Here is a 22259-nt window from a genome sequence, read left to right as displayed (position 1 = left end):
CGGGTGGTTGGACGAGAGACAATGATCGCCTACCCGGCGCCGTCGTCGCGCCACCGAGCGCGCGCCCGCGCGCCTGCACGAGGAGCCCCGTGACCGAGTCGCCCGCCACCCGTCCCCCGGCCGGGCGTTACGGCCCCGAGCCCACGGCACGGTCGGTGCGGCGCGGGCGCGCAGGACTGGTCGCCGCCGGGGTCGTCGGTGTGGCGCTCGTGGTCTGGATCGGGCTCAACCTGGCCGGCCAGCCGGTGTCGTGGAAGGACGTCGGGTTCCACGTGCAGGACTCGCGCGCCATCGAGGTGACGTTCGAGGTGACCAAGCCGAAGGAGTCGACGGTGACGTGCACGGTCACCGCGCTGTCGGAGTCGTACGCGCAGGTCGGCGTCCGCACCGTCGAGGTCGGACCGGCCGACTCGGCCACCCGCCGCGTCACGGCCACCGTCCAGACGACCGAGCTGGCCGTGAGCGGGACCGTGGAGCCGTGCGAGCTCGTCGAGGAGCCCTGACCCGCTCTTCCCCGGCGGAACGGGGCCTGCGTCTGCCCGTCCTTGCTATCCTGTTCGTTTCACCGCCGCCCCGGTCCGGCGCCACGACTGGCGTCCAGAACGAGCGGGGAGCGGCGGTAGCACCCCTCAGTACCCGCACACCGGACGCGTCCCTCGATGCGTCCGCCCGCTCGGACTGCCGCGCGCTGCACCCCCCGGAGCAGCTCAGACCGGCACGTCCGGCACACGTCAGGAAAGGAGCGATCGTGACCGATACGACTGCGGCCACATGGTTGACCCAGGAGGCCTACGACCGCCTCACGGCCGAGCTCGCGCACCTCGAGGGCGAGGGCAGCGCCGAGGTCATCGAGCGCATCGCCGCAGCCCGCGACGAGGGCGACCTCAAGGAGAACGGCGGCTACCACGCCGCTCGTGAGGAGCAGGCGAAGCAGGCTGCTCGCATCCGAGAGCTCAAGGAGAAGCTGCGCAACGTCCAGATCGGGACGCCCCCGGACGACGGCGTCGTCGAGCCCGGCATGGTGGTCACGGCGGTGGTGGCGGGCGACGAGATGGTCTTCCTGCTCGGCTCCCGCGAGATCGCCGGGACCTCCGACATCGAGGTGTTCTCGCCCACGTCCCCGCTCGGCGCGGCCATCAACGGCTGCAAGATCGGCGACTCGACGACGTACCAGGCGCCGAACGGTCGCGAGATCCCGGTCGAGATCACGGACGCGAAGCCCTTCGCGGGCTGACCGCACCTCCGCGCACCAACGAGGCGCCACCCCCCAGCGGGGTGGCGCCTCGTTCCGCGTTCAGCCGTCGGTGAGCCGGTAGCCCGCCGCGCGCAGGTGCTGGAGCACGTACTCGCAGTGGTCGGGGCCCTTGGTCTCCACCTGCACCACGATCGCGACCTCGTCCAGCTGGAGGTCGCCGACCGTCCGCGCGTGCGACACGTGCATGACGTTCCCGCCCGTGTCGGCCAGCGCCCGCAGCAGGTCCGCGAGCGCGCCGGGGGTGTCGTCGATCCGCACCTGGAGCTGGAGGAACCGGCCCGCCGAGGCGAGCCCGTGCCGGACCACGCGCATGAGCACCAGCGGGTCGATGTTGCCCCCGGACAGGATCGCGACCACGGGACCCGTGACCGGTCCGACGCCGGCCATCAGGGCCGCGGCCGCAGCGGCACCCGAGGGCTCGACGAGCATCTTGGCGCGCTCGGCGAGCAGCAGCAGCGCCCGCGAGAGGTCCTCCTCGGAGACGCACTGCACCTCGACGTGGTGGGACGCGAGGATCCCGAACGGCACGGTGCCCGGCGTCCCGACCGCGATGCCGTCCGCCATGGTGCGCAGCTCCGGCGCGGGGATCGGGTGACCCGCGGCCAGCGACGCGGGGTACGCGGCCGCGCGGGCGGCCTGCACCCCGATCACCCGCACGTCCGGCCGCAGCTCCGCCAGGGCGGCGACCACCCCGGCGGCCAGACCGCCGCCCCCGACCGGCACGATCACGGTCGCCACGTCCGGCACCTGCTCGACGATCTCGAGCGCGATGGTCCCCTGGCCGGCGACGACGTCCTCGTGGTCGAACGGGTGGATGAGGACGGCGCCGGTGCGGTCGGCGAACTCGCGCGCGTGCACCAGGGCCTCGTCGACCGAGGCCCCGACCAGCTCCACGCGGGCGCCATAGTCCCGCGTCGCCGCGATCTTGGGCAGGGCGGCGTCGGCCGGCATGAACACCACCGCCGAGAGCCCGAGCATCCGGGCCGCGAGCGCCACTCCCTGCGCGTGGTTGCCGGCACTGGCGGCGACGACGCCGCGCGCCTTCTCCTCGGGCGACAGCCGGGCCATCCGCACGTAGGCGCCGCGCAGCTTGAACGACCCTGCCCGCTGGAGGTTCTCGCACTTGAGCCACACCTCGGCGCCGCACACCTGAGAGAGGGCGCGGCTCAGCTGGACCGGCGTGCGGTCGGCGACGCCCTTCAGCAGCTCCGCGGCCGCGCGGACGTCTGCCAGACCGGTCATCGGGCGTCCGGCGGGGTCGGTCCGCCGGGCTCGCCGGCGTCGTCGGCCTCAGTACCCGCCGCAGGGGCGGGCAGGTCGTCGTCGGCCCGGTCGACCGCCTCAGCCTGCGTGGCCATCCGCTCGGACGTGGCCTCGGCCACCTGCGCGATCGAGCGGTCCAGCACCGGGTGCCCACGGCCGCGGACGGGCACATGGTCCGTGGTGCCCAGCTGCGGGAACTTGTCGTGCCCGTGCAGGTACAGGAGCACCGTGTTCAGGGTCGCCGCGATCGGCACCGCGAACAGCGCACCCACGATGCCCGCGACGAACGAGCCCGCCGCCACCGACAGCAGGACCGCGACCGGGTGCAGCGAGACGGCATGGCCCATCAGGAACGGCTGGAGCACGTGGCCCTCGAGCTGCTGCACGAGCACCACGACGGCGAGCATCCAGATGGCCGACGCCGGCCCGTTCGAGACGAGCGCCACGAGGATCGCGACCGAGCCGGTGACGACGGCGCCCACGATCGGGATGAACGACCCGAGGAACACCAGCACGGCCAGCGGCAGCGCGAGCGGCACCTGGAGGATCGCCGCACCGAGCCCGATGCCGAGCGCGTCGACGGCGGCGACCAGGATCTGCGTCCGCGTGTACGCCCCGAGCGTGACCAGCCCGCGCCGGCCGGCCTGGTGCACGTGCTCGCGGGAGCCGCGCGGGAGCAGGCCGACCACCCACGCCCAGATGGTGCGGCCGTCGAGCAGGAAGAAGAACGTGCAGAACAGGGCGATGAGCGAGCCGGCGGCCACGTGGGCGACGGTGGTCGTCGCGTGCAGCGCACCGGAGACCAGCTCGGAGCTGCCGCCGCTGAGCGAGCCCTGGAGCTTGTCCATCCAGCCGGAGATGTCGGTGGTGGTCAGCTGCAGGGGGCCCTCGGCCAACCAGCTGGTCAGCTTGTCGATGCCCTGCGCCGCCTGGTCCCACAGCTCCCCGAAGCCCTTGACGATCGACCGTCCCGCGAGCGTGAGCAGACCGGCCACCAGGGCGATCAGGGCCACGAGCCCCACCCCCACGGCCGCTGCCCGGGGCAGCCTCGCCGTCCGCTGGACCCAGCCGACGAACGGCGCGAGCAGCACGGTGAGCAGCAGGGCGACCGCGATGGGGACGACGACGACCTTGAGCTCGCTCAGGAGCCACAGCAGCACCGCGAGGGCGGCGCCGATGAGCAGCAGCCGCCAGGACCACGCCGCGGCGTTGCGGACCGACGACGGCACGGCCTGGTCGCCCACGGGCTTGACGGTTCCGACCGGGGCGCTCACGCGTCGCGCCCGGTGGCCAGCGCGGCGTCGAGGTCGGCGATCAGGTCCGCGACGTCCTCGATGCCGACCGACAGGCGCACCAGGTCGTCGGGCACCTCGAGCTCGGTGCCCGCCACCGACCCGTGGGTCATCTTGTGCGGGTGCTCGACCAGCGACTCGACCCCGCCGAGCGACTCCGCGAGCGTGAACACGTGGGTGGCGCCGCAGAACGCCAGCGCCGACGACTCGCTGCCGGTGCGGAACGAGACCATGCCGCCGAACCCGCTCATCTGCCGCGCGGCCACCTCGTGCCCGGGGTGGCTGTCCAGGCCCGGGTAGATCACGGACGTGACGGCGTCGTGCCCCGCCAGGAACTCCGCGACCGCTCGGGCGTTGCTCTCGTGCCGGTCCATGCGCACGGCGAGCGTCTTCAGCCCGCGCAGGGTCAGCCAGGCGTCGAACGGCCCCGCCACGGCGCCCGACGCGTTCTGGTGGAACCGCACGGCGTCGGCCAGGCTCGTCGTGCCCGTCGGACCGTCCAGCCCCACCGGGAGCTGGGCTCCGTCCGCGACGACGAGCGCCCCGCCGACGACGTCCGAGTGCCCGCCGATGTACTTGGTGGTCGAGTGCACGACGACGTCCGCACCGAGCGCGAGCGGCTGCTGGAGGTACGGCGTCGCGAAGGTGTTGTCGACGACCAGCAGGGCGCCGACCGCGCGGGCATGGGCCGCGAGCACGGCGATGTCGGCGATGCCCAGCAGCGGGTTGGTCGGCGTCTCGACCCAGACCACCTTGGTCCGGCCCGGCTGGATCGCGGCGAGCACCGCGTCGGGGTCCGACAGGTCGACCGGGGTGTGCTCGATGCCCCACGGCCCGAACACGCGCGCGATCAGGCGGTACGTGCCGCCGTACGCGTCGTTCGGGACGACGACGTGGTCGCCCGGCCGCAGGGTGGCGCGCAGCAGCGTGTCCTCGGCGGCGAGGCCCGACGAGAACGCAAAGCCGGCCGCTCCCCCCTCGGCCGCGGCCAGCGCCGACTCCAGCGCCGTGCGCGTGGGGTTGGCCGAGCGCGAGTACTCGTACCCGCCGCGCAGCCCGCCGACGCCGTCCTGCTTGTACGTCGAGGTCGCGTAGATGGGCGGGACGACCGCCCCGGTGGTGGGGTCCGGGTCCTGACCTGCATGGATGGCGCGGGTCGAGAAGCCTGCGGAGGCCCAGTCGTCGTCGTGGGGGGTCGCGTGGTTCGTCACGGGTCAAGGCTAGGCGCTCGCGACGGAACCGCCCCGCTGGGGCGCAGGGGTGCGCCGTTGGTGCGCTCATGGTCATGCGATCGTGCGCTCTCGGTCTGGTATTGGTTCGGTCAAGAGATTCCCACGCTCACGGGAACACGGACCGGGTGCGCACCGTTGCAGATCCCGGGAGGACCCAGGTGACCAACCGGGCTCCCGGAGAGGATCACGACCATGAACTGGCTGTTTGGATCTGCCCTCAAGACCACGATGGTGGCCCCCGAGAAGGCGCTCGCCGGACGCGACCACTACGCCTACCCGATCCCGACGACGCACACGGTCCTCGGCACCCCCCTCCAGGGCCCGTGGCCGGAGGGCACCGAGGTCCTCTACGTCGCGATGGGCTGTTTCTGGGGCGCGGAGCGCACGTTGTGGAAGATCCCCGGCGTCGTGACGACCGCGGTGGGCTACCAGGGTGGGTTCACGACCTTCCCCACCTACGAGGAGACCTGCACCGCGCTGACCGGGCACACCGAGATGGTGCTGGTCGCCTACGACCCGACCGTCGTCTCGGCCGGCGACCTGCTGCGGACCTTCTGGGAGTCGCACGACCCGACGCAGGGGTACCGGCAGGGCAACGACGTCGGCACCCAGTACCGCTCGGCGATCTACACGACCACGCCCGAGCAGGAGCTCGCGGCGCGCAGCACGCGTGACGAGTACCAGCCGCGCCTGACGCGGTCCGGCTTCGGGGAGATCACGACGGAGATCCGGTCGGCCGACGACGCCGGCACGTTCTACTACGCCGAGGGCTACCACCAGCAGTACCTCGACAAGAACCCGAACGGCTACTGCGGCCTCGGTGGCACGGGCGTGTCCTGCCCGCGCCCGACCGGCGCCTGATCACACCTCGATGTACGGGTGGGTGGCCGACGTGCCCCCGCTGTCGGCCACCCACCCGCCATGGGGCCGACCGGGTCCCCGTCGTCCCGGTCGGCCACCCTCGGCGTCGTCCTTGGCGGACCGGCTGGGTCGCTCTCCCTGCCGGTCCGCCGTGAACGTATCGACGCCCGCGGCGGCTCGTCTACGACTGTCCACCCGGCGCTGGACCGCGGTCCACCTGCACGTTTGTCCAGGTTTGTCCCTGCGCTCCACGCCTCCGCCAGACGCGTCGCTCACAGCAGACCGTCGCGAAGGCGCGAAGGCGCGAGGGCGCAAGGGCGCGTCGCGCCCGGCCTGTCTGTCGCGACCGGCCGATCAGTGACGACCGGCCAGTTCGTCGCCACCGCCGGATCAGACGACCGGCCAGTTCGTCGCCACCGCCGGATCAGTGACGACCGGCCAGTTCGTCGTCACCGCCGGGATCAGTGACGACCGGCCAGTTCGTCGTCACCGGCCAGGCCGTCGCTCGAGCGGGCGGCGACGACTCGACCGGCTGGATCCGTGAAGGTGTAGGTGGCGCCGGGTTCGGTCGGATCCGGTGGACGGCCACGGGATCGGGGTCGCGCTCGGCTCGTCCCCGGAGGCCGGTCGCGTTCGATCCTCAGGTCGTGCAGGTGGACCTGGTGGTGGTGGAACGAGCACAGCAGGACACCGTTCTCCAGTGACGTCTCCCCGCCGTCGCGTTCCCACCAGTCGATGTGGTGGATCTGGCACCAGCGAGCGGGCCTCCGGCATCCGGTGAAGCCGCAGTGCCGGTCCCGGGCGACGACTGCCCGTCGATGCGCCCCGCTGTACAGGCGCACCGACCGGCCCAGGTTCGTCGGCAGGCCGTCGGCATCCATGACGACCCTGGTGAGCTCGCAGTCGCACAGCGCCTGCGCGACCTCGCTCATCGGCAGCGGGGTGCCGTCCTCCAGCGTCACCGGCGGGACGCCGGCCAGCTCGTCGAGACGCGCAGACGGGGTAGGGGCACGGGGCGCGGCACCGGCAGACGCGGACAGCCCCTCGCTGACGAGCCTCGCTGCCTCACGCGCGTGCGGCGACTCGCCAGTTGCGGACAGTCCTTCGCCGACGAGCCCCGCTCCCGGACATGCCTCCGACGACTCGGTGAACGCCCGCGAGCCACCCGACGCCCGCCGGCGGGTCCGCAGTGCTGCGAACGTCTCCTCGCTCATCAGCAGGCTGATCTGGGGCGGCACCGACGCACCCGAGGCGGTCTCGGGCAGGGAGAGCACCCTGCGCGCGAGCGCGTCCAACGCGTCCGCCCTCGCCTGCTCCGAGGTCCTCTCCTCGAGCACCGCGCCGCTCGACGCGTCGACGACCGCACCCGGCCGCTCCCCGACCGCCTCGAGCGCCAGCCGAAGCCGGTGCCCCGCGACCGAGTCGAGCAGTCCCTTCACGTGGGTGCCGTCGGCCTGGTCGGACAGGTGCAGGAACCGTCGCGCCCGCTGGTTCTCGTGCGCTCGCTCCCGCGACCCTGGGTCGAGCTCGGCGACCATCCGTTGCAGGGTGCGTCCGAACGCCGGGGCGTCCTGGTGCGCGGCCGCTCGCACCACCGCCTCCTGCACGGCAGGCGTCGCGAAGGCACCCGCAACCACGTCTCCCGACGTCGCCGCGATCCGAGCCAGCGCGTCGAGGTGCGCGATCGGCATCGCGCCCGACTCCACCGCAGACGCGACAGCGCGCATGGTCGTCAGCGCGTCCGCCTGCCGCACCTCCCGGCGCGCTCCTGGCAGCCCGGACCGGGTCTGCCGCGATCGCGCATCCTCGAACGAGACCACACCCGGCCGCTGCCACGCTGCCGAGTCCTGCTCCGCGCGGACCACCCGGGCACGGACGCCTGCCAGCACACCGGCCACGAGGTCCAGCGTGCGGAGGATCGCGCGCCGCTGCGCCGCGTCCCCTGACCACGCGGGATCCAGGTGCGAGGCGAGCAGGCGAGAGGCGGCCAGGACGTCGTCCACAGCCGCGCCAGCGCCAGCTACACCAGCCGTGGGAGGCTCGGCGATCCTCGGAGCAGACGGCACGCCGGCCAGAGCCACCGTGTTGGCGACCTGCGAGCGCTGGTACTCGAACATATGTTCGACCCTACCGACTCGCCCAGCCTCGCAACCGGGGCCCAGCACATCTGTGGACAACGGGGGTCGCCCTCGGAGTTCCCGTCCGTTCGTGCCCCGCCGAGCACATCTGTGGACAGTCGGGGCTATGCCTCGACAGCCCGGTCCGAGTGCCCCAGCGGCTTGTCCGGCGCCACGAGGTCCCGCACGAGCCGCTTGAGCTCGGGCAGGTCCGGGAACCCACCCCGCTCCCCCCGGTCCCACACCAGCGCGCCGTCCACCTCGACCCGGAACACGCCCCCGGTCGCCGGTCGGAGCGCGACCTCGCCCAGCTCCCGGTGGAACGTGGTCAGCAGCTCCTGCTGGTACCAGGCGGCCCGCAGGAGCCAGCGGCACTGCGTGCAGTAGGTGATGGCGATGCGCGGGAGGTCCATCGCGCAAGTGTCGCCCAGGAGCCCCTCAGCAGTCAGACTGCACGTCGTGACCCCCCAGCTCTCCTCCGTGGTCGACAGGCCCCGCGGCACCGACCGCTCTCGCCAGCCATGACCACGACCGACGCTCGGGCCGTCGACGACCCCCGGTCGACCGCTCAGGCCGCCGGACGCGTCCTCGCCGCGGTCCTCGTCTGCGGCGCCGCCGTCCTGCTCTTCGCGGTCCACGTGCGACCGCTCGGCTACGTGCCGCTGGTCCTCGGCGTCGCGCTCGGGCTGGTCGTCGACAAGCGCCTCGGCAGGGACCTCGCGCTCATCGCCCTCGGCCAGGCGATCATCAGCACGATCTCGCTGAAGGCCGACCTGTCCAACGCGGGCATGCTCAGGTTCACGCTGGCGCTGGGCCTGGCCGTCGTCGTGCCGACGCTCCTCTCGAGCAGGGTGTTCCACGACGACAAGATCCACTTCCCGGTGCGCACGGGCCGCCGCTGGGACCGCTGGCAGGCGCTGTACCTCGTGGCGGTCGCGATCGCGGCCTACCTGATCCTGCCCGCCTACTTCCTCGGCTCGGGGGTGTGGCAGAACTGGCCCGACCTGGACGGGGCCGGGGACATCGCGCGGCTGTTCGTCGGGGTCAACGCGGTGGGCATCTGGGACGAGCTCTTCTTCATCTGCGTGGTCCTCGCCCTGCTGCGGCCGCACTTCCCGTTCTGGCTGGCCAACGTGCTCCAGGCGACGGTGTTCGTGTCGTTCCTGTGGGAGCTGGGCTACCGCGAGTGGGGTCCGCTGCTCACCATCCCGTTCGCGCTGATCCAGGGCTGGATCTTCCGCCGGACCGCGTCGCTGAGCTACGTGGTGGCCGTGCACCTGCTGTTCGACCTCATCGTCTTCCTGGTGCTCGTGCACGCGCACGACCCCAGCCTGTTCGACATCTTCGTCACGGGCGGGTCGTAGGTTGGACCGGTGACACTGACCAACTGGGCCGGCAACTACACGTACCAGGCGCCCGAGATCCACCACCCCCGCACGGTCGAGGAGCTCCAGGAGGTCGTGGCGAGGTCCTCGAGGATCCGCGCCCTCGGAACTCGACACTCCTTCACCGACATCGCCGACAGCCACGGGGCGCTCGTCGTGCTGGACGGCCTGGAGGCCGCCCCTCTGATCGACGAGGAGGCCAGGACGGTCACTGTCACGGGCGGCACCCGGTACGGCACGCTCGCGCAGCACCTGCACCCGGCCGGCTGGGCGGTCCACAACCTCGCGTCGCTGCCGCACATCTCCGTCGCCGGTGCGATCGCCACGGCCACGCACGGATCGGGCGACCGGAGCGCCAACCTCTCCACGGCGGTCGCCGCCCTGGAGATCGTCGGGCCGGACGGATCGCTGCGCACGGTCCGGCGGGGTGACGACGACTTCGCGGGCTCCGTCGTCGGCCTCGGCGTGCTGGGCGTGACCACCAAGGTGACCCTCGACATCGAGCCCACCTACGACGTCGCCCAGGAGGTCCACCTCGACCTGCCCTGGACCACCGCGCTCGAGCACCTCGACGAGGTCACCGGCAGCGCGGACTCCGTCAGCCTGTTCACCGACTGGACCGGCGACACCATCGCGCAGGTGTGGCGCAAGAGCCGCGTGACCGAGACCTACCGGACGCGCCCGGACTTCTTCGGCACGACGCCCGCCGACGGTCCTCGACACCCGCTCCCGGGCATCGACCCGGTGAACTGCACGGCGCAGCTGGGCGAGCCCGGGCCGTGGCACGACCGGCTGCCGCACTTCCGCATGGACTTCACCCCGAGCAACGGGGACGAGCTCCAGTCCGAGTTCCTGGTCCCGCGCGCCCACGCCGTCGCCGCGCTGGAGGCGATGCGGAGCCTGGGCGACCAGATCGCGCCGCTGCTCCAGATCACCGAGATCCGCACGATCGCCGGCGACGACCTCTGGTTGTCGACCGCGCAGGGCGGCGACCGCGTCGGGCTGCACTTCACCTGGCAACCGCGGCAGGGCGAGGTCGAGGCTCTCCTGGAGACGATCGAGTCCGTGCTCGCCCCGTTCAACGCGCGGCCGCACTGGGGCAAGCTGTTCCTCAACAGGGGCTGCCGGCTTGCCCACCTCTACCCGCGCTGGGACGACTTCGGGGAGCTGGCGGCACGCGTCGACCCGGACAGGGTGTTCGGGAACGACTGGGTGCAGCGGCACGTCCTCTAGGACCGCCAGCGGTTCACCTTCGCGACGAGGTCCGCGTCCCCGACCCGTCCGGTCGGCGAGAGCGTCACGACGGACGCGCCTGGCCGCAGCCGGGGATCGGTCGCGTACCGCTCGGCCAGCGCATCCTCGGCGCTCGCAGAACCGGAGTCCGCGGCCACCAGCAGCTCCGCGACCTCGTCCGCCAACCGGTCCAGCTGGTCCGCGGGCGTCGGCGTCTCGGGCAGGGTGTCCCCCCACACGTCCCAGAGCAGCAGCTCGTCGCGCTCGCGGTGCGCCAGCTCGGTGACCACGTAGCCCCGCACGAACTCCGGCCCGCACAGGAACGGCAGCGACGGGTCGACGCCGTAGTTCGACACGTCGAGGCCATCGCGACGGTGCGCCAGCCAGACCTCCGCCGCGGTCTCGAACGGCGCCCCGAGCCCGGTCGCCATGTCGTGCGAGTCGAACCCGAACCAGTTCTCCCCCATGTCGAGCTCGGGGTCGAACCGCACCCACCTCGACCCGTCCCAGTACTCGCCGACGACGTGGTCGTGGTGGAACCCGGGGCGGAAGTAGCCGGAGAATCCGACCCGGCTGCGCGCCGGGACCCCGTGCTCGCGCAGCACAGCCACGGCGACGAGCGTGTGGTCACGGCAGCACCCGGCAAGCTGCTGGGCGGGCTCCCGAGCGCTCGTGAGCGGGCCGGGGGACCGCCGCTGCGACTGGTCGAGCAGGTCGGAGAGCCAGCGCAGGTCGATGTCCGCGTCCTGCCCGGGGACCAGCTGGTCCGCCGCCCCCCGGTAGTGGACTACTACGGAGCACGCGGCCGTGTGCAGCGACCCCGGGTCGGTGGCCACGGCGGCGAGCAAGGCTGCGTGCGGGCCGGGGTCCGAGAACGGGCTGTGGGTGGCGTAGTCGGCGAGCTCAGGCATGTGGCCAGCCTGGAGCCTGCCCCAGGGGCAGGGTCAAGAGACCGGCCGGGCGACGTGCACGACGACACCCTCGTCGGACCACGGCACCGGGTAGATCTCGCGCTCGGGGCCGCCGTGCGCGCGGCCGCGGGACACGAACCAGGTCTCCAGCGCGACGTACGCACCGATGATCTCGGGGTACCGGCAGTCGGCGGCGGTCACCGGGACGTACGCCAGGGTCTGCGCGGGCTCCTCACGCAGCGTGACTGCGCCGGCGGGTGCGATCGCCCCCTCGTAGGGCACGCACGTCTCGATGGGTCCGTCGCCGTCGAAGCCCACCGCTCCGTGGAACAGCACCCAGAACTCCGCCCCGTACGCGGCGCCGCCGGCGTCGAGGAACGCCCGCAGCTCGAGGACGTCCGACGTCAGCGACGCGACCAGGTCCTCCTGGAGCACCGCGTGCCGGACCGACGCCACCGTCCGCGCACCGACCTCCTCGACCACGACGTCGTCGACACCGAACCGGCCCGTCCGGGCGGGCGCGTCCGGCTCCCCGAGGGCGCGCAGGACCAGGTCCAGCTCGGGCCCGCGCTCGGTGAGCTCCCGCTGCCGCCCGGCCCACCAGGACCGGATCGCGGCCGCCTGCCCGGTGCTCGTCCCGAGCACGTCGGCGATCGTGCCGAGCGGCATCTCGAGCCGCCGCAGCAGCGAGATCGTGTGCGCGCGCTCCAGCTGGTCGAGGTCGTAGTAGCGGTACCCGCTGCCCGGGTCCACCCGGACCGGCTCGAGCAGCCCGCGGGCGTCGTAGAGCCGCAGGGCCTTGAGCGAGAGCCCGGTCCGCCGCGCGAACTCCCCTATCGTCACCTCGCCGTCGGCCACGGCCCGAGGATAGCGACGGCCCCCTCCGCAGGAAGCAGAGGGGGCCGTCGCGGAACGTCAGTTGCTGGTGCCGACGATGTCGACGACGAAGACCAGCGTGTCCCCGCCCTTGATCCCGGCCTGCGGCGCGCCACGGTCGCCGTAGCCCAGGTGCGACGGGATCGACAGCAGCACGCGCGAGCCGACCTGCTGGCCGACGAGCCCCTCGTCCCAGCCGCCGATGACCCGGCCGATGCCGATGGGGAAGCTGATCGAGGAGCCGCGGTCGTACGAGTTGTCGAACACACCGCCCTGCCAGGACTGGCCGAGGTAGTGCACCTCGAGGTCGTCGCCGGCCTCGACGAGGGCGCCGTCGCCGCGGGACAGCACCACGACCTCGAGCTCTGCGGACGGCGAGGCGTCGGGGAAGGTCAGCGTCGGCTTCTGGCCGAACGAACCGGAGACCTCGGGCAGCGCTGCGGACATGGGGGGTACTCCTTCAGTGGATGACAGTGCGCACCCATCTTGCCAACCTCGACCGACAGCCGACGAACCGAGGGGTTGACGGTCTTGGCTAATGGCATTAGCTTTCTCTCCATGACGACCATCCGGCACCTCCAGCGCCCCGAGGGGCGAATCGCCTACACGGTCGACGGACCCGCCACGGGACCGCTGGTCGTGCTCGTCCCCGGCATGGGGGACCTCCGGAGCACCTGGCGCGAGCTCGTCGGTCCGCTGGAGGACGCGGGTCACCGCGTCGCCGTCCTGGACCTGCGCGGCCACGGCGACTCCGACACCACCTTCTCCACGCACGGCGACGTGGTGACCGGCCAGGACACCCTCGCGCTCGTCGAGCACCTCGGTGGTCCGGCCGTCCTCGTCGGCAACTCCATGGGCGCCGGTGCGGTGGCCTGGGCCGCGGCCGAGCGTCCCGACCTCGTCGCCGGGCTGGTGCTCACGGGCCCGTTCCTGCGCGACCGCCCGATGCCGGCGCTCGCGATCGCCACGATGCACGGCCTCGAGCGGCTGCTGTTCTCCCGCCCATGGGGGGCCGCCGTGTGGGCCGCGTACTACCGCGGCTACCTCAACCGCGGGATCAAGGCCCCGTGGCTCGACGAGCACGTCGCCGACCTGCGCGCCGCGATGACGGACCCCGCCCACCTGCGCTCCTTCCGCCACCTGTCCGTCCAGCTCACGCACGCCCCGGTCGAGGCGCGCGTGGCGGAGATCGTCGCGCCGGCCGTCGCCTTCGTCGGCGCGATCGACCCCGACTTCGCCGACCCCGCGGCGGAGGCGGACTGGCTGCGCAGCGTGCTCGACGGCGAGGTCGTCGTGATCCCGGACGTCGCGCACTACCCGCAGATCCAGGCCCCCGAGGTCGTCGTCCCGCGCACGCTCGCGTTCCTCGCCGACCTTCCCCGCGACGCCACCGGGCGGTTCCAGGTGGGCGCGGACGCCCGTGCCTAGGGCGGGCCTCGACCGGGCCGTCGTCGTCGACCTGGCCCTCGGGGTCGTCGACGACGGCGGCCCCTCCGGCTTCGCGGACCTGACGCTCGCGGCCGTGGCAGCCCGGGCCGGCGTCGCCGTGCCGAGCCTCTACAAGCACGTCGCGGGACTGCCCGCCCTGCGCCGGGAGGTCGCGCTCGTCTGCGTCGTCGACTTCGTGCACACCCTCGAAGCGGTCCGGGAGCGGCACGGCGGCGCCGACATGCTCCCGGCCATGGCCCACGCCACCCGCAACCTCGCCCGGCACTCCCCCGGCCGCTACCAGGCCGTCCAGGGCACCTGGTGGGTCCGCGACCCCGACGCCGCCGCCGTGCAGCAGGCGGGTGCGCGCGCGGTCGCCGAGCTGTCCACCGCCGTCGCCGCCCTCGGCGTGCCCGACGACCGCCGGATCGACGCCGTCCGCGCGGTCCGCGCCGCCGTGCACGGCTTCGTCGTCCTCGAGCTCGAGGGCGGCTTCGGCATGCCCGACGACGTCGACGAGAGCTTCGACTTCCTCGTCGACGGCCTGGTCGGCGGGCTGGAGCGACTGAGCGTCCGCTGACCACGTTCTAGGGCATCGACTTGTCGAGCAGCACCACCGGCGACGTCTCGTCGTAGCCGAAGTCCGCGATCGTCCAGGTTCTGCCGTCCGGCGCGACGCGGAACCGGTTGATGGAGGCGCGGTACGGCGGCGACGAACAGATGTACAGGCCGACGAGGATCGCCTCGACCGCGAGCATCATCGCGACGCCGCGCTCGTCCTCGCTGACGAAGGTGTGCGGACGGACCGGGCGCGCCTGCTCGGCTGTACCGCATCGACCGAACTGGGCGAACACGTGGCTCGCGTACTCCTCGCCGGTGACCGGATCGACGCGGGAGGCCCGCTCAATGGTGTGGGCGAGCGGGATCTGTCGTCGACCCCACGTCAGGAGGGCGGCGCGCTCGATTCCGTAGGTCCCCGGGACACCGCCCAGCTGCTCGAGCTGGGCGTCGCGGCTCTCATCGATCGCGAAGTACCGTCTGTCCCCGGGAGGGCCTTCCGGTCTGATCTCATAGCGAAACACGAGACCGCGCTCCTCCACCCCTCAGCGGAGCGACATCACGGACTTGGCGGCCAGCAGCGCCCGCAACCAGTGCAGCTGACGGTCGAGCTGGAACGCCTGGCCGCCCTCGTGCTGGTTGTAGGCGTAGACCTCGATGTCGGTCTGCGGCCGGCTCCCCGTCAGCCCCGCGTAGTGGTTGTACGCGGCGAACACCGTCGACGGCGGGCACGTCTGGTCCCGCAGGGCCACCGAGAACAGGGCCGGTGCCGACGCGCGCCGCGCGAAGTGCACCCCGTCCAGGTAGGACATGGTCCGCAGCACGGTGGCCTCCTGGTCGCGGTGGACCGCGAGGTACTGGACCAGCTCGCCGTAGGGGAACGCGTCGGTGATCGCCAACGCCCGCGGGTAGTGGCACAGGAACGGCACGTCCGGCATCACGGCGACGAGCCCGTCGGCCAGCCCACCGACCGCGAGCGCCAGCCCGCCGCCCTGGCTCCCGCCGGCGACCGCCACCCGGGACGCGTCGACGCCCGGGATCGCCCGCACGGCGTCGACCGCCCGCACCGCGTCCGTGATGAGCCGCCGGTAGTAGTGCTCGTGCGGGTCCAGGACCCCTCGCGTCATCACGCCGGGCGACGCCGGTCCGGATCCCGCCGGGTCCGGTGTGTGCCCGCCGCCGCCCCAGGTCGAGCCCTGCCCGCGCGTGTCCATCACCAGGTGCACGTACCCCGCGGCGGCCCAGGCGAGCCGCTCGTGCGCGAACCCCCGCCCGCCGCCGTACCCGATGAGCTCGACGACCGCGGGCAGGTCCTCGACCACCCCGGCGGGCCGGGTCACCCAGGCCTTGATGGGGTGCCCGCCGAAGCCGGCGAAGGTCACGTCGAACGCCTCGATCACGGTCAGCCCCGTGTCCACGGGCACCACGGTCAGGCCGAGGTCGTAGGTCCGTGCCTCGGCGAGGGTCGACGCCCAGAACTCGTCGAAGTCCCCGGGCTCGTCCAGCTCGGGCAGGTAGCTCTCGAGCTCGGGCAGGGGCAGGTCGAACAGGGCCATCGTGCTCCTTCGCAGCGACCGTACGGATAGCGTTTGCCGGGCAGCAACCTACCGCGCGAGGAACCCGAGCAGGTCGTGGCGCGTCAGCACGCCCACGGGCGACCCGTCGTCGACCACCATGAGCGCGTCCGCCTTCTGCAGCGCCGACCGCGCGGACTCCACCGACTCCCCCGAGCCGATCAGCGGCAGGGCGGCAGACATGTGCCGGTCCACCCGGTCCGACAGCTCCGCGTCGCCGGAGAACACCGCGTCGAGCAGCTCGCGCTCGCTCACCGCGCCGGCCACCTCGCCGATCTTCACCGGCGGCTCGGCGCCGACCACGGGCATCTGCGAGACGCCGTACTCGTGCAGGATCTCGATGGCGTCGCGCACGGTCTCGTTCGGGTGCGTGTGCACCAGGTCGGGCAGCTCGCCGTTCTTGGTGCGCAGCACGTCCGCCACGGTGGCGCCCTCGTCGGCCGCCAGGAACCCGTAGGACCGCATCCACTTGTCGTTGAAGATCTTGGACAGGTAGCCGCGCCCGCTGTCCGGCAGCAGCACCACCATCACTGCCGCGGCCGCCGCCTCGGGGTCCTCCTCCTGGAGCCGCCGGGCGTACCGGAGCGTCGCCTCGACCGCCATGCCGCAGGAGCCACCGACCAGCAGCCCCTCCTCGCGCGCCAGCCGACGGGTCATGGAGAACGAGTCCGCGTCGGAGACGGCGATGATCTCGTCCGGCACGCTCGGGTCGTACGCGGTGGGCCAGAAGTCCTCGCCGACGCCCTCGACCAGGTACGGCCGCCCGTCGCCGCCGGAGTACACCGAGCCGGCGGGGTCGGCACCGATGACCACGACCCGCCCCTCGGAGACATCGTGCAGGTACCGCCCGGTGCCCGTGATGGTGCCACCGGTCCCGACGCCCGCGACCAGGTGCGTCACGCGCCCGTCGGTGTCCGCCCAGATCTCCGGGCCGGTCGTCTCGTAGTGGCTGGCGGGGCCGTTCGGGTTGGCGTACTGGTTCGGCTTCCAGCCGCCCGGGATCTCCCGCGCCAGCCGGTCCGACACCGAGTAGTACGAGTTCGGGTGGTCGGGGGCGACGGCGGTCGGGGTCACGATGACCTCCGCACCGTAGGCGCGCAGCACGTCGCGCTTGTCCTGGCTGACCTTGTCCGGGCAGACGAACACGCAGCGGTAGCCCTTGCGCTGGGCGACCAGGGCCAGCCCGACGCCGGTGTTGCCGCTGGTCGGCTCGACGATCGTGCCGCCGGGCCTGAGCTCGCCGCTCGCCTCCGCGGCCTCGATCATCTTCAGGGCGATCCGGTCCTTCACGGAGCCGCCGGGGTTCATGTACTCGACCTTGGCGAGGATCGTCGCCGTCAGGCCGGCCGTCACGGACGTGAGCTGGACCAGCGGGGTGCCGCCGACGAGCTCCGAGATGTGCTTCGCGTACTTCACTGTCCTGCGCTCCCATGGGTGGCGGGGTCGGGCAGACGCACGTCGGCCCGGGTGCGATCGATCATCGCACCCGGGCCGACGTCAGTCAGTTCTGACCCGGGTCAGTCCCCACGCAGGATCGCGAAGATCCGCAGCAGCTCCAGGTACAGCCAGACCAGCGTCACGACGAGGCCGAAGGCCGCCGTCCACGCGAGCTTGGCCGGGACACCGGCCTCGACGCCACGCTTGATGGAGTCGAAGTCGACGATGAGCATGGCGGCTGCGAGCACGACCGCGATCAGGCCGACGGCGACGCCGAGCCACCCGGACCGCAGCGGGCCGTAGTCGCCCCCGCCGACCCCGAACAGCATGGCCACGACGTTGATCAGCGAGAACACGAGGTAGCCGACCATCGCGATGAGCAGCGTGCGCTGGAACTTCGGCGTGACCCGGACCCTGCCGGACTTGAAGAGGAACAGCGAGACCGCGAACACCGAGAGCGTGGCGAGGACGGCCTGACCCACGATGCCGTCGTAGAACGACTCGTAGAACTGGCTGATGCCGCCGAGGAACACGCCCTGCGCGGCCGCGTACAGGAGGATGAGCGGCGGGCTCGGCTCCTTCTTGAACGCGTTGACCAGGCCGAGCACCAGGCCGACGATGGCGCCGAAGATCCAGAGCTGAGGGGCGAGCACCCAGGTCGCCGCGCCGGTCACGACGAGGATCGCCAGCAGCCCGGCGGTCTTCATGATGACGTCGTCGTACGTCAGACGGCCCGTCTCGCGCGTCGTCGCGGCGGGGGCGGCGTACATCTGGTCGAGGGTGGCGGCGTCGGCCACCTGGGCGCCGGCGGTGCCGTAGGAGACCGTCGACGCGGGCGACTTCTGGCCCCGGCGCTGGACGGGGTCCTGGAAGACCGGACTGTTGTTGAAGATCGGATTGGCCATGGCGTCCTCCTGGACGGATCGGGCGCTGTCAGACAAGGCTGTCACCGTAGCGAACGTGGACAGGGGCGCGTTCGTTCCCGGGGCTTTCCCCCCTCGGCCTTTCGGCTGGGCCGCGATCCCCCCATGGTCCGATGTATGTGGTTGCGGCGCACCCCTAGGGTCGTCACCGGTTCCACTCCCGACGACGAGGACACGCGATGATCGAGGCCCACGACCTGACGAAGAGATACGGCAGCAAGCTGGCGGTGGACGGCATCTCGTTCACGGTGCAGCCCGGACGGGTCACCGGGTTCCTGGGACCCAACGGTGCCGGCAAGTCCACGACCATGCGCATGATCGTCGGCCTCGACCGGCCGACGCACGGCACGGTGACCGTCAACGGCCGCCGCTACGCCGAGCACCGCTCCCCGCTCACCGAGGTGGGAGCGCTCCTCGAGGCCAAGGCGGTGCACACCGGCCGCAGCGCTCGCAACCACCTGCGGGCCATCGCGGCGACGCACGGCATCGGTGACAAGCGCGTCAACGAGGTCATCGCGATGACCGGTCTCGACACCGTCGCCAAGCGGCGGGTCGGCGGGTTCTCGCTCGGCATGGGCCAGCGGCTCGGCATCGCGGCGGCCCTGGTGGGCGACCCGCAGACGCTGATCCTGGACGAGCCGGTCAACGGCCTCGACCCCGAGGGCGTGCTGTGGGTGCGCAACCTGGTCAAGTACCTGGCCGCCTCCGAGGGGCGCACGATCTTCCTGTCCTCGCACCTCATGAGCGAGATGGCCGTGACGGCCGACCACCTGATCGTCATCGGCCGCGGCAGGATCATCGCCGACGGCCCGGTCGACTCGGTGATCGCGCAGGCCACCACGGCGACGGTCCGCGTCCGGTCGCCTCAGGCCTCCGACCTCGCGGCGCGCCTGGCCGGTCCGGCGATCACCGTGACGCCCAGCGCGGACGGGCTGCTGGAGGTGCACGGCGCCACCGCCGCCGAGATCGGTGAGATCGCGGCGCGGTCGGCGATCGTCCTGCACGAGCTGACGCCGCTGGCCGGATCGCTGGAGGACGCGTACATGTCGCTGACCTCCGAGTCCGTCGAGTACCACTCGGCCGCCCTGCCCGGCGAGGAGCCCCACGCCGCCGGCGCCCACGCCGCCACCCCTGCCACCGGAGAGGACGCCCGATGAGCACCGCTGTCGCCACCGAGCCCCACCGCCACGCCACGGCCACGAAGCCGGGCAAGCTCACGTTCGCCCACCTGCTGCGCAGTGAGTGGATCAAGTTCTGGACCGTGCGCTCCACCTTCTGGACCCTCGGGGTCTTCCTGGTCGCGATGGTCGCCCTGACCCCCCTGATCACGCTCGCCTTCAACAACGCGCCGCCCGCCTCCGAGGGCGGCCCGACCGCAGCCGACCTCGATCCGCTCAACACGTTCCAGGTAGGCATCTGGCTCGGGCAGTTCGCGGTGGCGATCCTGGGTGCCCTCACCATCACCGGCGAGTACACGACGGGCATGATCCGGACCAGCCTGACGGCGGCGCCCAAGCGGCTCCCGGTCCTGTGGTCGAAGGCGGTCGTGGCCGGCGCCTCGATGTTTGCCTTCGCGCTGATCGCGGTCGCGGCGAGTGCCGGCGTGCAGTGGGTGTTCTTCCACAACGTCGGACTCAACGTCGATCTCGGGGACTCCCAGCAGGTTCGCGCGCTGGCCGGTATGGCGCTCTACATCGCGACGATCGGCATGCTGGCATTCGCCTTCGGCGCCCTGATGCGCCACTCGGCCGCAGCCGTGTCCACGATCCTCGGGCTCGTGCTCCTCGTCCCGATCATCCTGCAGGTGATCCCCTGGAACCCGACGAAGGAGCTCGCCTACTTCCTGCCGGGCAGCATGTTCGGGCTCCCGTCGGCCGGACCGCTGATCACCATGACCGACCAGCAGATCGCCCAGATGCAGGCGGGCCAGACGATCGGTGCCCAGCTCACGGCGTGGCAGGGCTACGGCGTCCTCGTGGCCTGGGTGGTGGTCGTCCTGGCGATCGCGGCCGTGCTGCTCAAGCGTCGCGACGCCTGACTCCTGAGCGCGACGGGGACGGTCCGGAGGGGACCGTCCCCGTCGTCGTGTCAGACGACCTCGCCCAGCGCCTCCTCCGGCACGCCCTCGAGCGCGCGGGCGCCGGAGTTCCAGCGCGACCAGAGCACGCGCTCACCGACGCTACGGGCCAGCTGGTGGCCGTACGCGAGGAACGTGAGCACGCCGACGGCCAGCACGGCGACCGCGACCCAGAACGGCGACCGCAGACCGACGTTCTCCGCCAGCAGCCCGGCGACCACCGGCGCCGGGGCGGCGAAGCCCCAGCGGACCAGGTTGAACGCCCCCGTGGTGACGCGGCGGTCGGGTGAGCCCGTGGCGAGCGCCAGGTCGGTGAGGTTCGCGTTGCAGATGCCCATGCAGACGCCCGCGACGACGAGCACGACGATCGACTCCGCGGTGCCGTCCGACGTCGCGAGGCCCACCAGGGCGAGCACCAGCACGACCAGGGCGAACCCGACCGTCTGCACGGCGCCGAACCGGTGGGCCAGCCGGTGCCCGACCACCAGGATGCCGACCGCCAGCCCGATCCCCCACGCGGTGAACACGAGCCCCAGCGGCACGACGTCGAGGCCCAGGAAGATCGGCGTGTAGCCGAGCACGACGAAGAACACGAAGTTGTAGGTCGCGGTGATGACGCAGAGCGCCACGAACGCCGGGCGGCGGAACGGCTGGAACACCTGGCCGGGGCGCAGCGGGGCCGGCTTGTCCACCGGGTCCGAGAGCCGGGTCACGGAGACGACCAGCGCGGCGAGCATGAACAGGCCGCACAGCAGGAACGGCACGCGCCAGCTGATCTGCCCGAGCAGCCCGCCGATGAGCGGGCCGATCGCGAACCCGAGCCCGACGCACGTCTCGAACAGCTCCACCACCCACTTCTTGTCCTGGGCCAGCGACACCAGCAGCACCATGGCAGTGGCGAAGAACATCGCGTTGCCGAGACCCCACAGCCCGCGGAGGAGTGCCAGCGGCACGATGCCGTCCGAGAGCGACGCCAGGATCGCCGCGACGGCGACGGTGGTGACTCCTGCCATGAGGATCTTCTTGTAGCCGAACCGCCCGGTGGCCAGCACGGCCGGGATCATGCCGAGCGCCATCACCGCGATGTACGCGGTGAAGAGCAGCTCGATCTGCCAGGTCGTCGCGCCGATGGCCGCGCCGATGGCGGGCAGGATCGGGTCGACTATCGCGATGCCGGCGATGGCGAAGAAGGCTGTGAGGGCCGTCGCGTAGATCGCGGTCCGGTTCGGTTCTGTACGGGATGACGCCACGAGCTCTCTTCCTGCCTTGCCTTATCTGTATGGACCAGGTAACTCCGTGTATGCTACACCGAGGACCCCGGAGGTGAACCTGTGACCGCTGACACGGAGCACACGGCCGTGACCGAGATCGAGGCTCAGGTGGCGCTGCTGCTGCGCCTGGCCGACCGCAACCGCCGCTCGACCACCCGCCTGGCCACGTCGCTGGAGCGTTCGGCATACCTGGCCCTGCGCCTGCTCGACACCACCGGACCGTCCGGCATCAACGAGATCGCGGACCACCTGCGCCTCGACGCCTCGACCGTGACGCGCCAGGTGCTCGCCATGGAGGCCGCGGGCTACGTCACCCGCGAGCGCGACGTGCACGACGGCCGCCGCGCGGTCGTCACCACCACCCCCGCGGGCCGCAGCGCGCTGGCCGAGACGCGCGCCGCGCGGGCCGAGGTCTACGCGGACGTGCTCGCCGACTGGTCCGACCAGGACCGGGGCCTGCTGGCCGAGCTGCTGACCCGCCTCAACGGCGACCTCGACGCCCACGCCACCCGCTCCTGACAGCGGGCTCGGCTAGCGTGGACGGCCGCACCCGCCCCGACGAAGGA

General features: G+C 72.3%; 23 protein-coding genes. 10 read left to right on the top strand and 13 right to left on the bottom strand.

What is annotated here, in order from left to right:
* Window positions 1-89: 89 nt before the first annotated feature.
* Together ACO06A_RS12640 and greA are read left to right on the top strand one after the other, a co-directional pair.
* Window positions 90-503 carry a DUF4307 domain-containing protein gene (locus ACO06A_RS12640; protein ID WP_421732573.1) on the top strand — a complete coding sequence of 138 codons (414 nt, stop codon included), beginning with the start codon at window positions 90-92 and terminating at the stop codon, window positions 501-503.
* A 245-nt stretch (window positions 504-748) separates the two neighbouring features.
* The gene (greA, locus tag ACO06A_RS12635; RefSeq protein WP_421732572.1) at window positions 749-1234 is read left to right on the top strand and encodes a transcription elongation factor GreA; all 486 of its coding nucleotides are present in this window, start codon (window positions 749-751) and stop codon (window positions 1232-1234) included.
* A 60-nt stretch (window positions 1235-1294) separates the two neighbouring features.
* Here greA and ilvA read toward each other — a convergent pair whose 3' ends face one another.
* The 3 genes from ilvA to ACO06A_RS12620 are packed head-to-tail and all read right to left on the bottom strand — an operon-like array spanning window position 1295 to window position 5021.
* Window positions 1295-2497 (bottom strand): threonine ammonia-lyase, encoded by a 1203-nt coding sequence (gene ilvA / locus ACO06A_RS12630; RefSeq protein WP_421732571.1) that lies wholly within the window; start codon window positions 2495-2497, stop codon window positions 1295-1297.
* Window positions 2494-3792, bottom strand: coding sequence for an AI-2E family transporter (locus ACO06A_RS12625; RefSeq protein WP_421732570.1), 1299 nt, complete (start codon window positions 3790-3792; stop codon window positions 2494-2496). The genes ilvA and ACO06A_RS12625 overlap by 4 nt, the downstream gene beginning before the upstream one ends.
* Window positions 3789-5021 (bottom strand): cystathionine gamma-synthase, encoded by a 1233-nt coding sequence (locus ACO06A_RS12620; RefSeq protein WP_421732568.1) that lies wholly within the window; start codon window positions 5019-5021, stop codon window positions 3789-3791. Before ACO06A_RS12620 ends, ACO06A_RS12625 begins: the two co-directional genes overlap by 4 nt.
* A gap of 213 nt (window positions 5022-5234) precedes the next feature.
* On the opposite strand from ACO06A_RS12620, the gene msrA reads away from it, so the two are divergent.
* Window positions 5235-5903 carry a peptide-methionine (S)-S-oxide reductase MsrA gene (gene msrA, locus ACO06A_RS12615; protein WP_421732567.1) on the top strand — a complete coding sequence of 223 codons (669 nt, stop codon included), beginning with the start codon at window positions 5235-5237 and terminating at the stop codon, window positions 5901-5903.
* Between the two features lie 461 nt (window positions 5904-6364).
* Here the strand turns inward: msrA and ACO06A_RS12610 are convergent, their stop codons facing one another.
* Window positions 6365-8020, bottom strand: coding sequence for an HNH endonuclease signature motif containing protein (locus ACO06A_RS12610; protein WP_421732566.1), 1656 nt, complete (start codon window positions 8018-8020; stop codon window positions 6365-6367).
* A gap of 125 nt (window positions 8021-8145) precedes the next feature.
* The gene (locus tag ACO06A_RS12605) at window positions 8146-8433 is read right to left on the bottom strand and encodes a SelT/SelW/SelH family protein (RefSeq protein ID WP_421732565.1); all 288 of its coding nucleotides are present in this window, start codon (window positions 8431-8433) and stop codon (window positions 8146-8148) included.
* A gap of 108 nt (window positions 8434-8541) precedes the next feature.
* Between ACO06A_RS12605 and ACO06A_RS12600 the strand changes: the two genes are divergently transcribed.
* Together ACO06A_RS12600 and ACO06A_RS12595 are read left to right on the top strand one after the other, a co-directional pair.
* Entirely contained in the window at window positions 8542-9384 is an 843-nt protein-coding gene (locus tag ACO06A_RS12600) for a type II CAAX prenyl endopeptidase Rce1 family protein (RefSeq protein WP_421732564.1), read from the top strand.
* A 9-nt stretch (window positions 9385-9393) separates the two neighbouring features.
* Window positions 9394-10638, top strand: a complete 1245-nt coding sequence (locus ACO06A_RS12595; protein ID WP_421732562.1) for a D-arabinono-1,4-lactone oxidase — start codon at window positions 9394-9396, stop codon at window positions 10636-10638.
* Here the strand turns inward: ACO06A_RS12595 and ACO06A_RS12590 are convergent.
* The 3 genes from ACO06A_RS12590 to ACO06A_RS12580 are packed head-to-tail and all read right to left on the bottom strand — an operon-like array spanning window position 10635 to window position 12872.
* Window positions 10635-11549 carry a transglutaminase-like domain-containing protein gene (locus tag ACO06A_RS12590; RefSeq protein ID WP_421732560.1) on the bottom strand — a complete coding sequence of 305 codons (915 nt, stop codon included), beginning with the start codon at window positions 11547-11549 and terminating at the stop codon, window positions 10635-10637. The two genes, ACO06A_RS12595 and ACO06A_RS12590, sit on opposite strands and share 4 nt — an antisense overlap.
* Before the next feature lie 33 nt (window positions 11550-11582).
* Window positions 11583-12407, bottom strand: a complete 825-nt coding sequence (locus ACO06A_RS12585; protein WP_421732559.1) for a MerR family transcriptional regulator — start codon at window positions 12405-12407, stop codon at window positions 11583-11585.
* 57 nt (window positions 12408-12464) lie between these two features.
* Window positions 12465-12872 carry an FKBP-type peptidyl-prolyl cis-trans isomerase gene (locus ACO06A_RS12580; RefSeq protein WP_421732557.1) on the bottom strand — a complete coding sequence of 136 codons (408 nt, stop codon included), beginning with the start codon at window positions 12870-12872 and terminating at the stop codon, window positions 12465-12467.
* Window positions 12873-12983: 111 nt separating this feature from the next.
* Here ACO06A_RS12580 and ACO06A_RS12575 point away from each other — a divergent pair, with 111 nt between their 5' ends.
* Entirely contained in the window at window positions 12984-13853 is an 870-nt protein-coding gene (locus ACO06A_RS12575; RefSeq protein WP_421732555.1) for an alpha/beta fold hydrolase, read from the top strand.
* Window positions 13846-14433: a WHG domain-containing protein gene (locus ACO06A_RS12570; RefSeq protein WP_421732554.1), complete on the top strand. Its 588-nt coding sequence runs from the start codon at window positions 13846-13848 to the stop codon at window positions 14431-14433. The genes ACO06A_RS12575 and ACO06A_RS12570 overlap by 8 nt, the downstream gene beginning before the upstream one ends.
* 7 nt (window positions 14434-14440) lie before the next feature.
* Here ACO06A_RS12570 and ACO06A_RS12565 read toward each other — a convergent pair whose 3' ends face one another.
* From ACO06A_RS12565 to ACO06A_RS12550, 4 genes are all read right to left on the bottom strand, one after another.
* A complete protein-coding gene (locus tag ACO06A_RS12565; protein WP_421732552.1) occupies window positions 14441-14953 on the bottom strand; it encodes a hypothetical protein in 513 nt (170 codons plus the stop codon).
* A 3-nt stretch (window positions 14954-14956) separates the two neighbouring features.
* The gene (locus ACO06A_RS12560) at window positions 14957-15967 is read right to left on the bottom strand and encodes an acetylxylan esterase (RefSeq protein WP_421732550.1); all 1011 of its coding nucleotides are present in this window, start codon (window positions 15965-15967) and stop codon (window positions 14957-14959) included.
* A 48-nt stretch (window positions 15968-16015) separates the two neighbouring features.
* Window positions 16016-17401 (bottom strand): cystathionine beta-synthase, encoded by a 1386-nt coding sequence (locus tag ACO06A_RS12555; protein ID WP_421732549.1) that lies wholly within the window; start codon window positions 17399-17401, stop codon window positions 16016-16018.
* Window positions 17402-17502: 101 nt separating this feature from the next.
* Window positions 17503-18327, bottom strand: a complete 825-nt coding sequence (locus ACO06A_RS12550; RefSeq protein ID WP_421732548.1) for a Bax inhibitor-1/YccA family protein — start codon at window positions 18325-18327, stop codon at window positions 17503-17505.
* Window positions 18328-18524: 197 nt separating this feature from the next.
* Here ACO06A_RS12550 and ACO06A_RS12545 point away from each other — a divergent pair, with 197 nt between their 5' ends.
* Both ACO06A_RS12545 and ACO06A_RS12540 read left to right on the top strand, forming a co-directional pair.
* A complete protein-coding gene (locus tag ACO06A_RS12545) occupies window positions 18525-19502 on the top strand; it encodes an ABC transporter ATP-binding protein (RefSeq protein ID WP_421732547.1) in 978 nt (325 codons plus the stop codon).
* Window positions 19499-20383, top strand: a complete 885-nt coding sequence (locus ACO06A_RS12540) for an ABC transporter permease (RefSeq protein WP_421732545.1) — start codon at window positions 19499-19501, stop codon at window positions 20381-20383. Before ACO06A_RS12545 ends, ACO06A_RS12540 begins: the two co-directional genes overlap by 4 nt.
* A gap of 50 nt (window positions 20384-20433) precedes the next feature.
* Here ACO06A_RS12540 and ACO06A_RS12535 read toward each other — a convergent pair whose 3' ends face one another.
* A complete protein-coding gene (locus tag ACO06A_RS12535; protein WP_421732544.1) occupies window positions 20434-21672 on the bottom strand; it encodes an MFS transporter in 1239 nt (412 codons plus the stop codon).
* A gap of 81 nt (window positions 21673-21753) precedes the next feature.
* Here ACO06A_RS12535 and ACO06A_RS12530 point away from each other — a divergent pair, with 81 nt between their 5' ends.
* A complete protein-coding gene (locus ACO06A_RS12530; protein WP_421732543.1) occupies window positions 21754-22212 on the top strand; it encodes a MarR family winged helix-turn-helix transcriptional regulator in 459 nt (152 codons plus the stop codon).
* Window positions 22213-22259 lie beyond the last annotated feature (47 nt).

The sequence above is a fragment of the Cellulomonas sp. genome, from assembly GCF_965229465.1.
Taxonomy (GTDB): domain Bacteria; phylum Actinomycetota; class Actinomycetes; order Actinomycetales; family Cellulomonadaceae; genus Cellulomonas.
The sequence above is the reverse complement of the archived record's forward strand: the minus strand, read 5'-3'. Positions and strand labels throughout refer to the sequence as shown.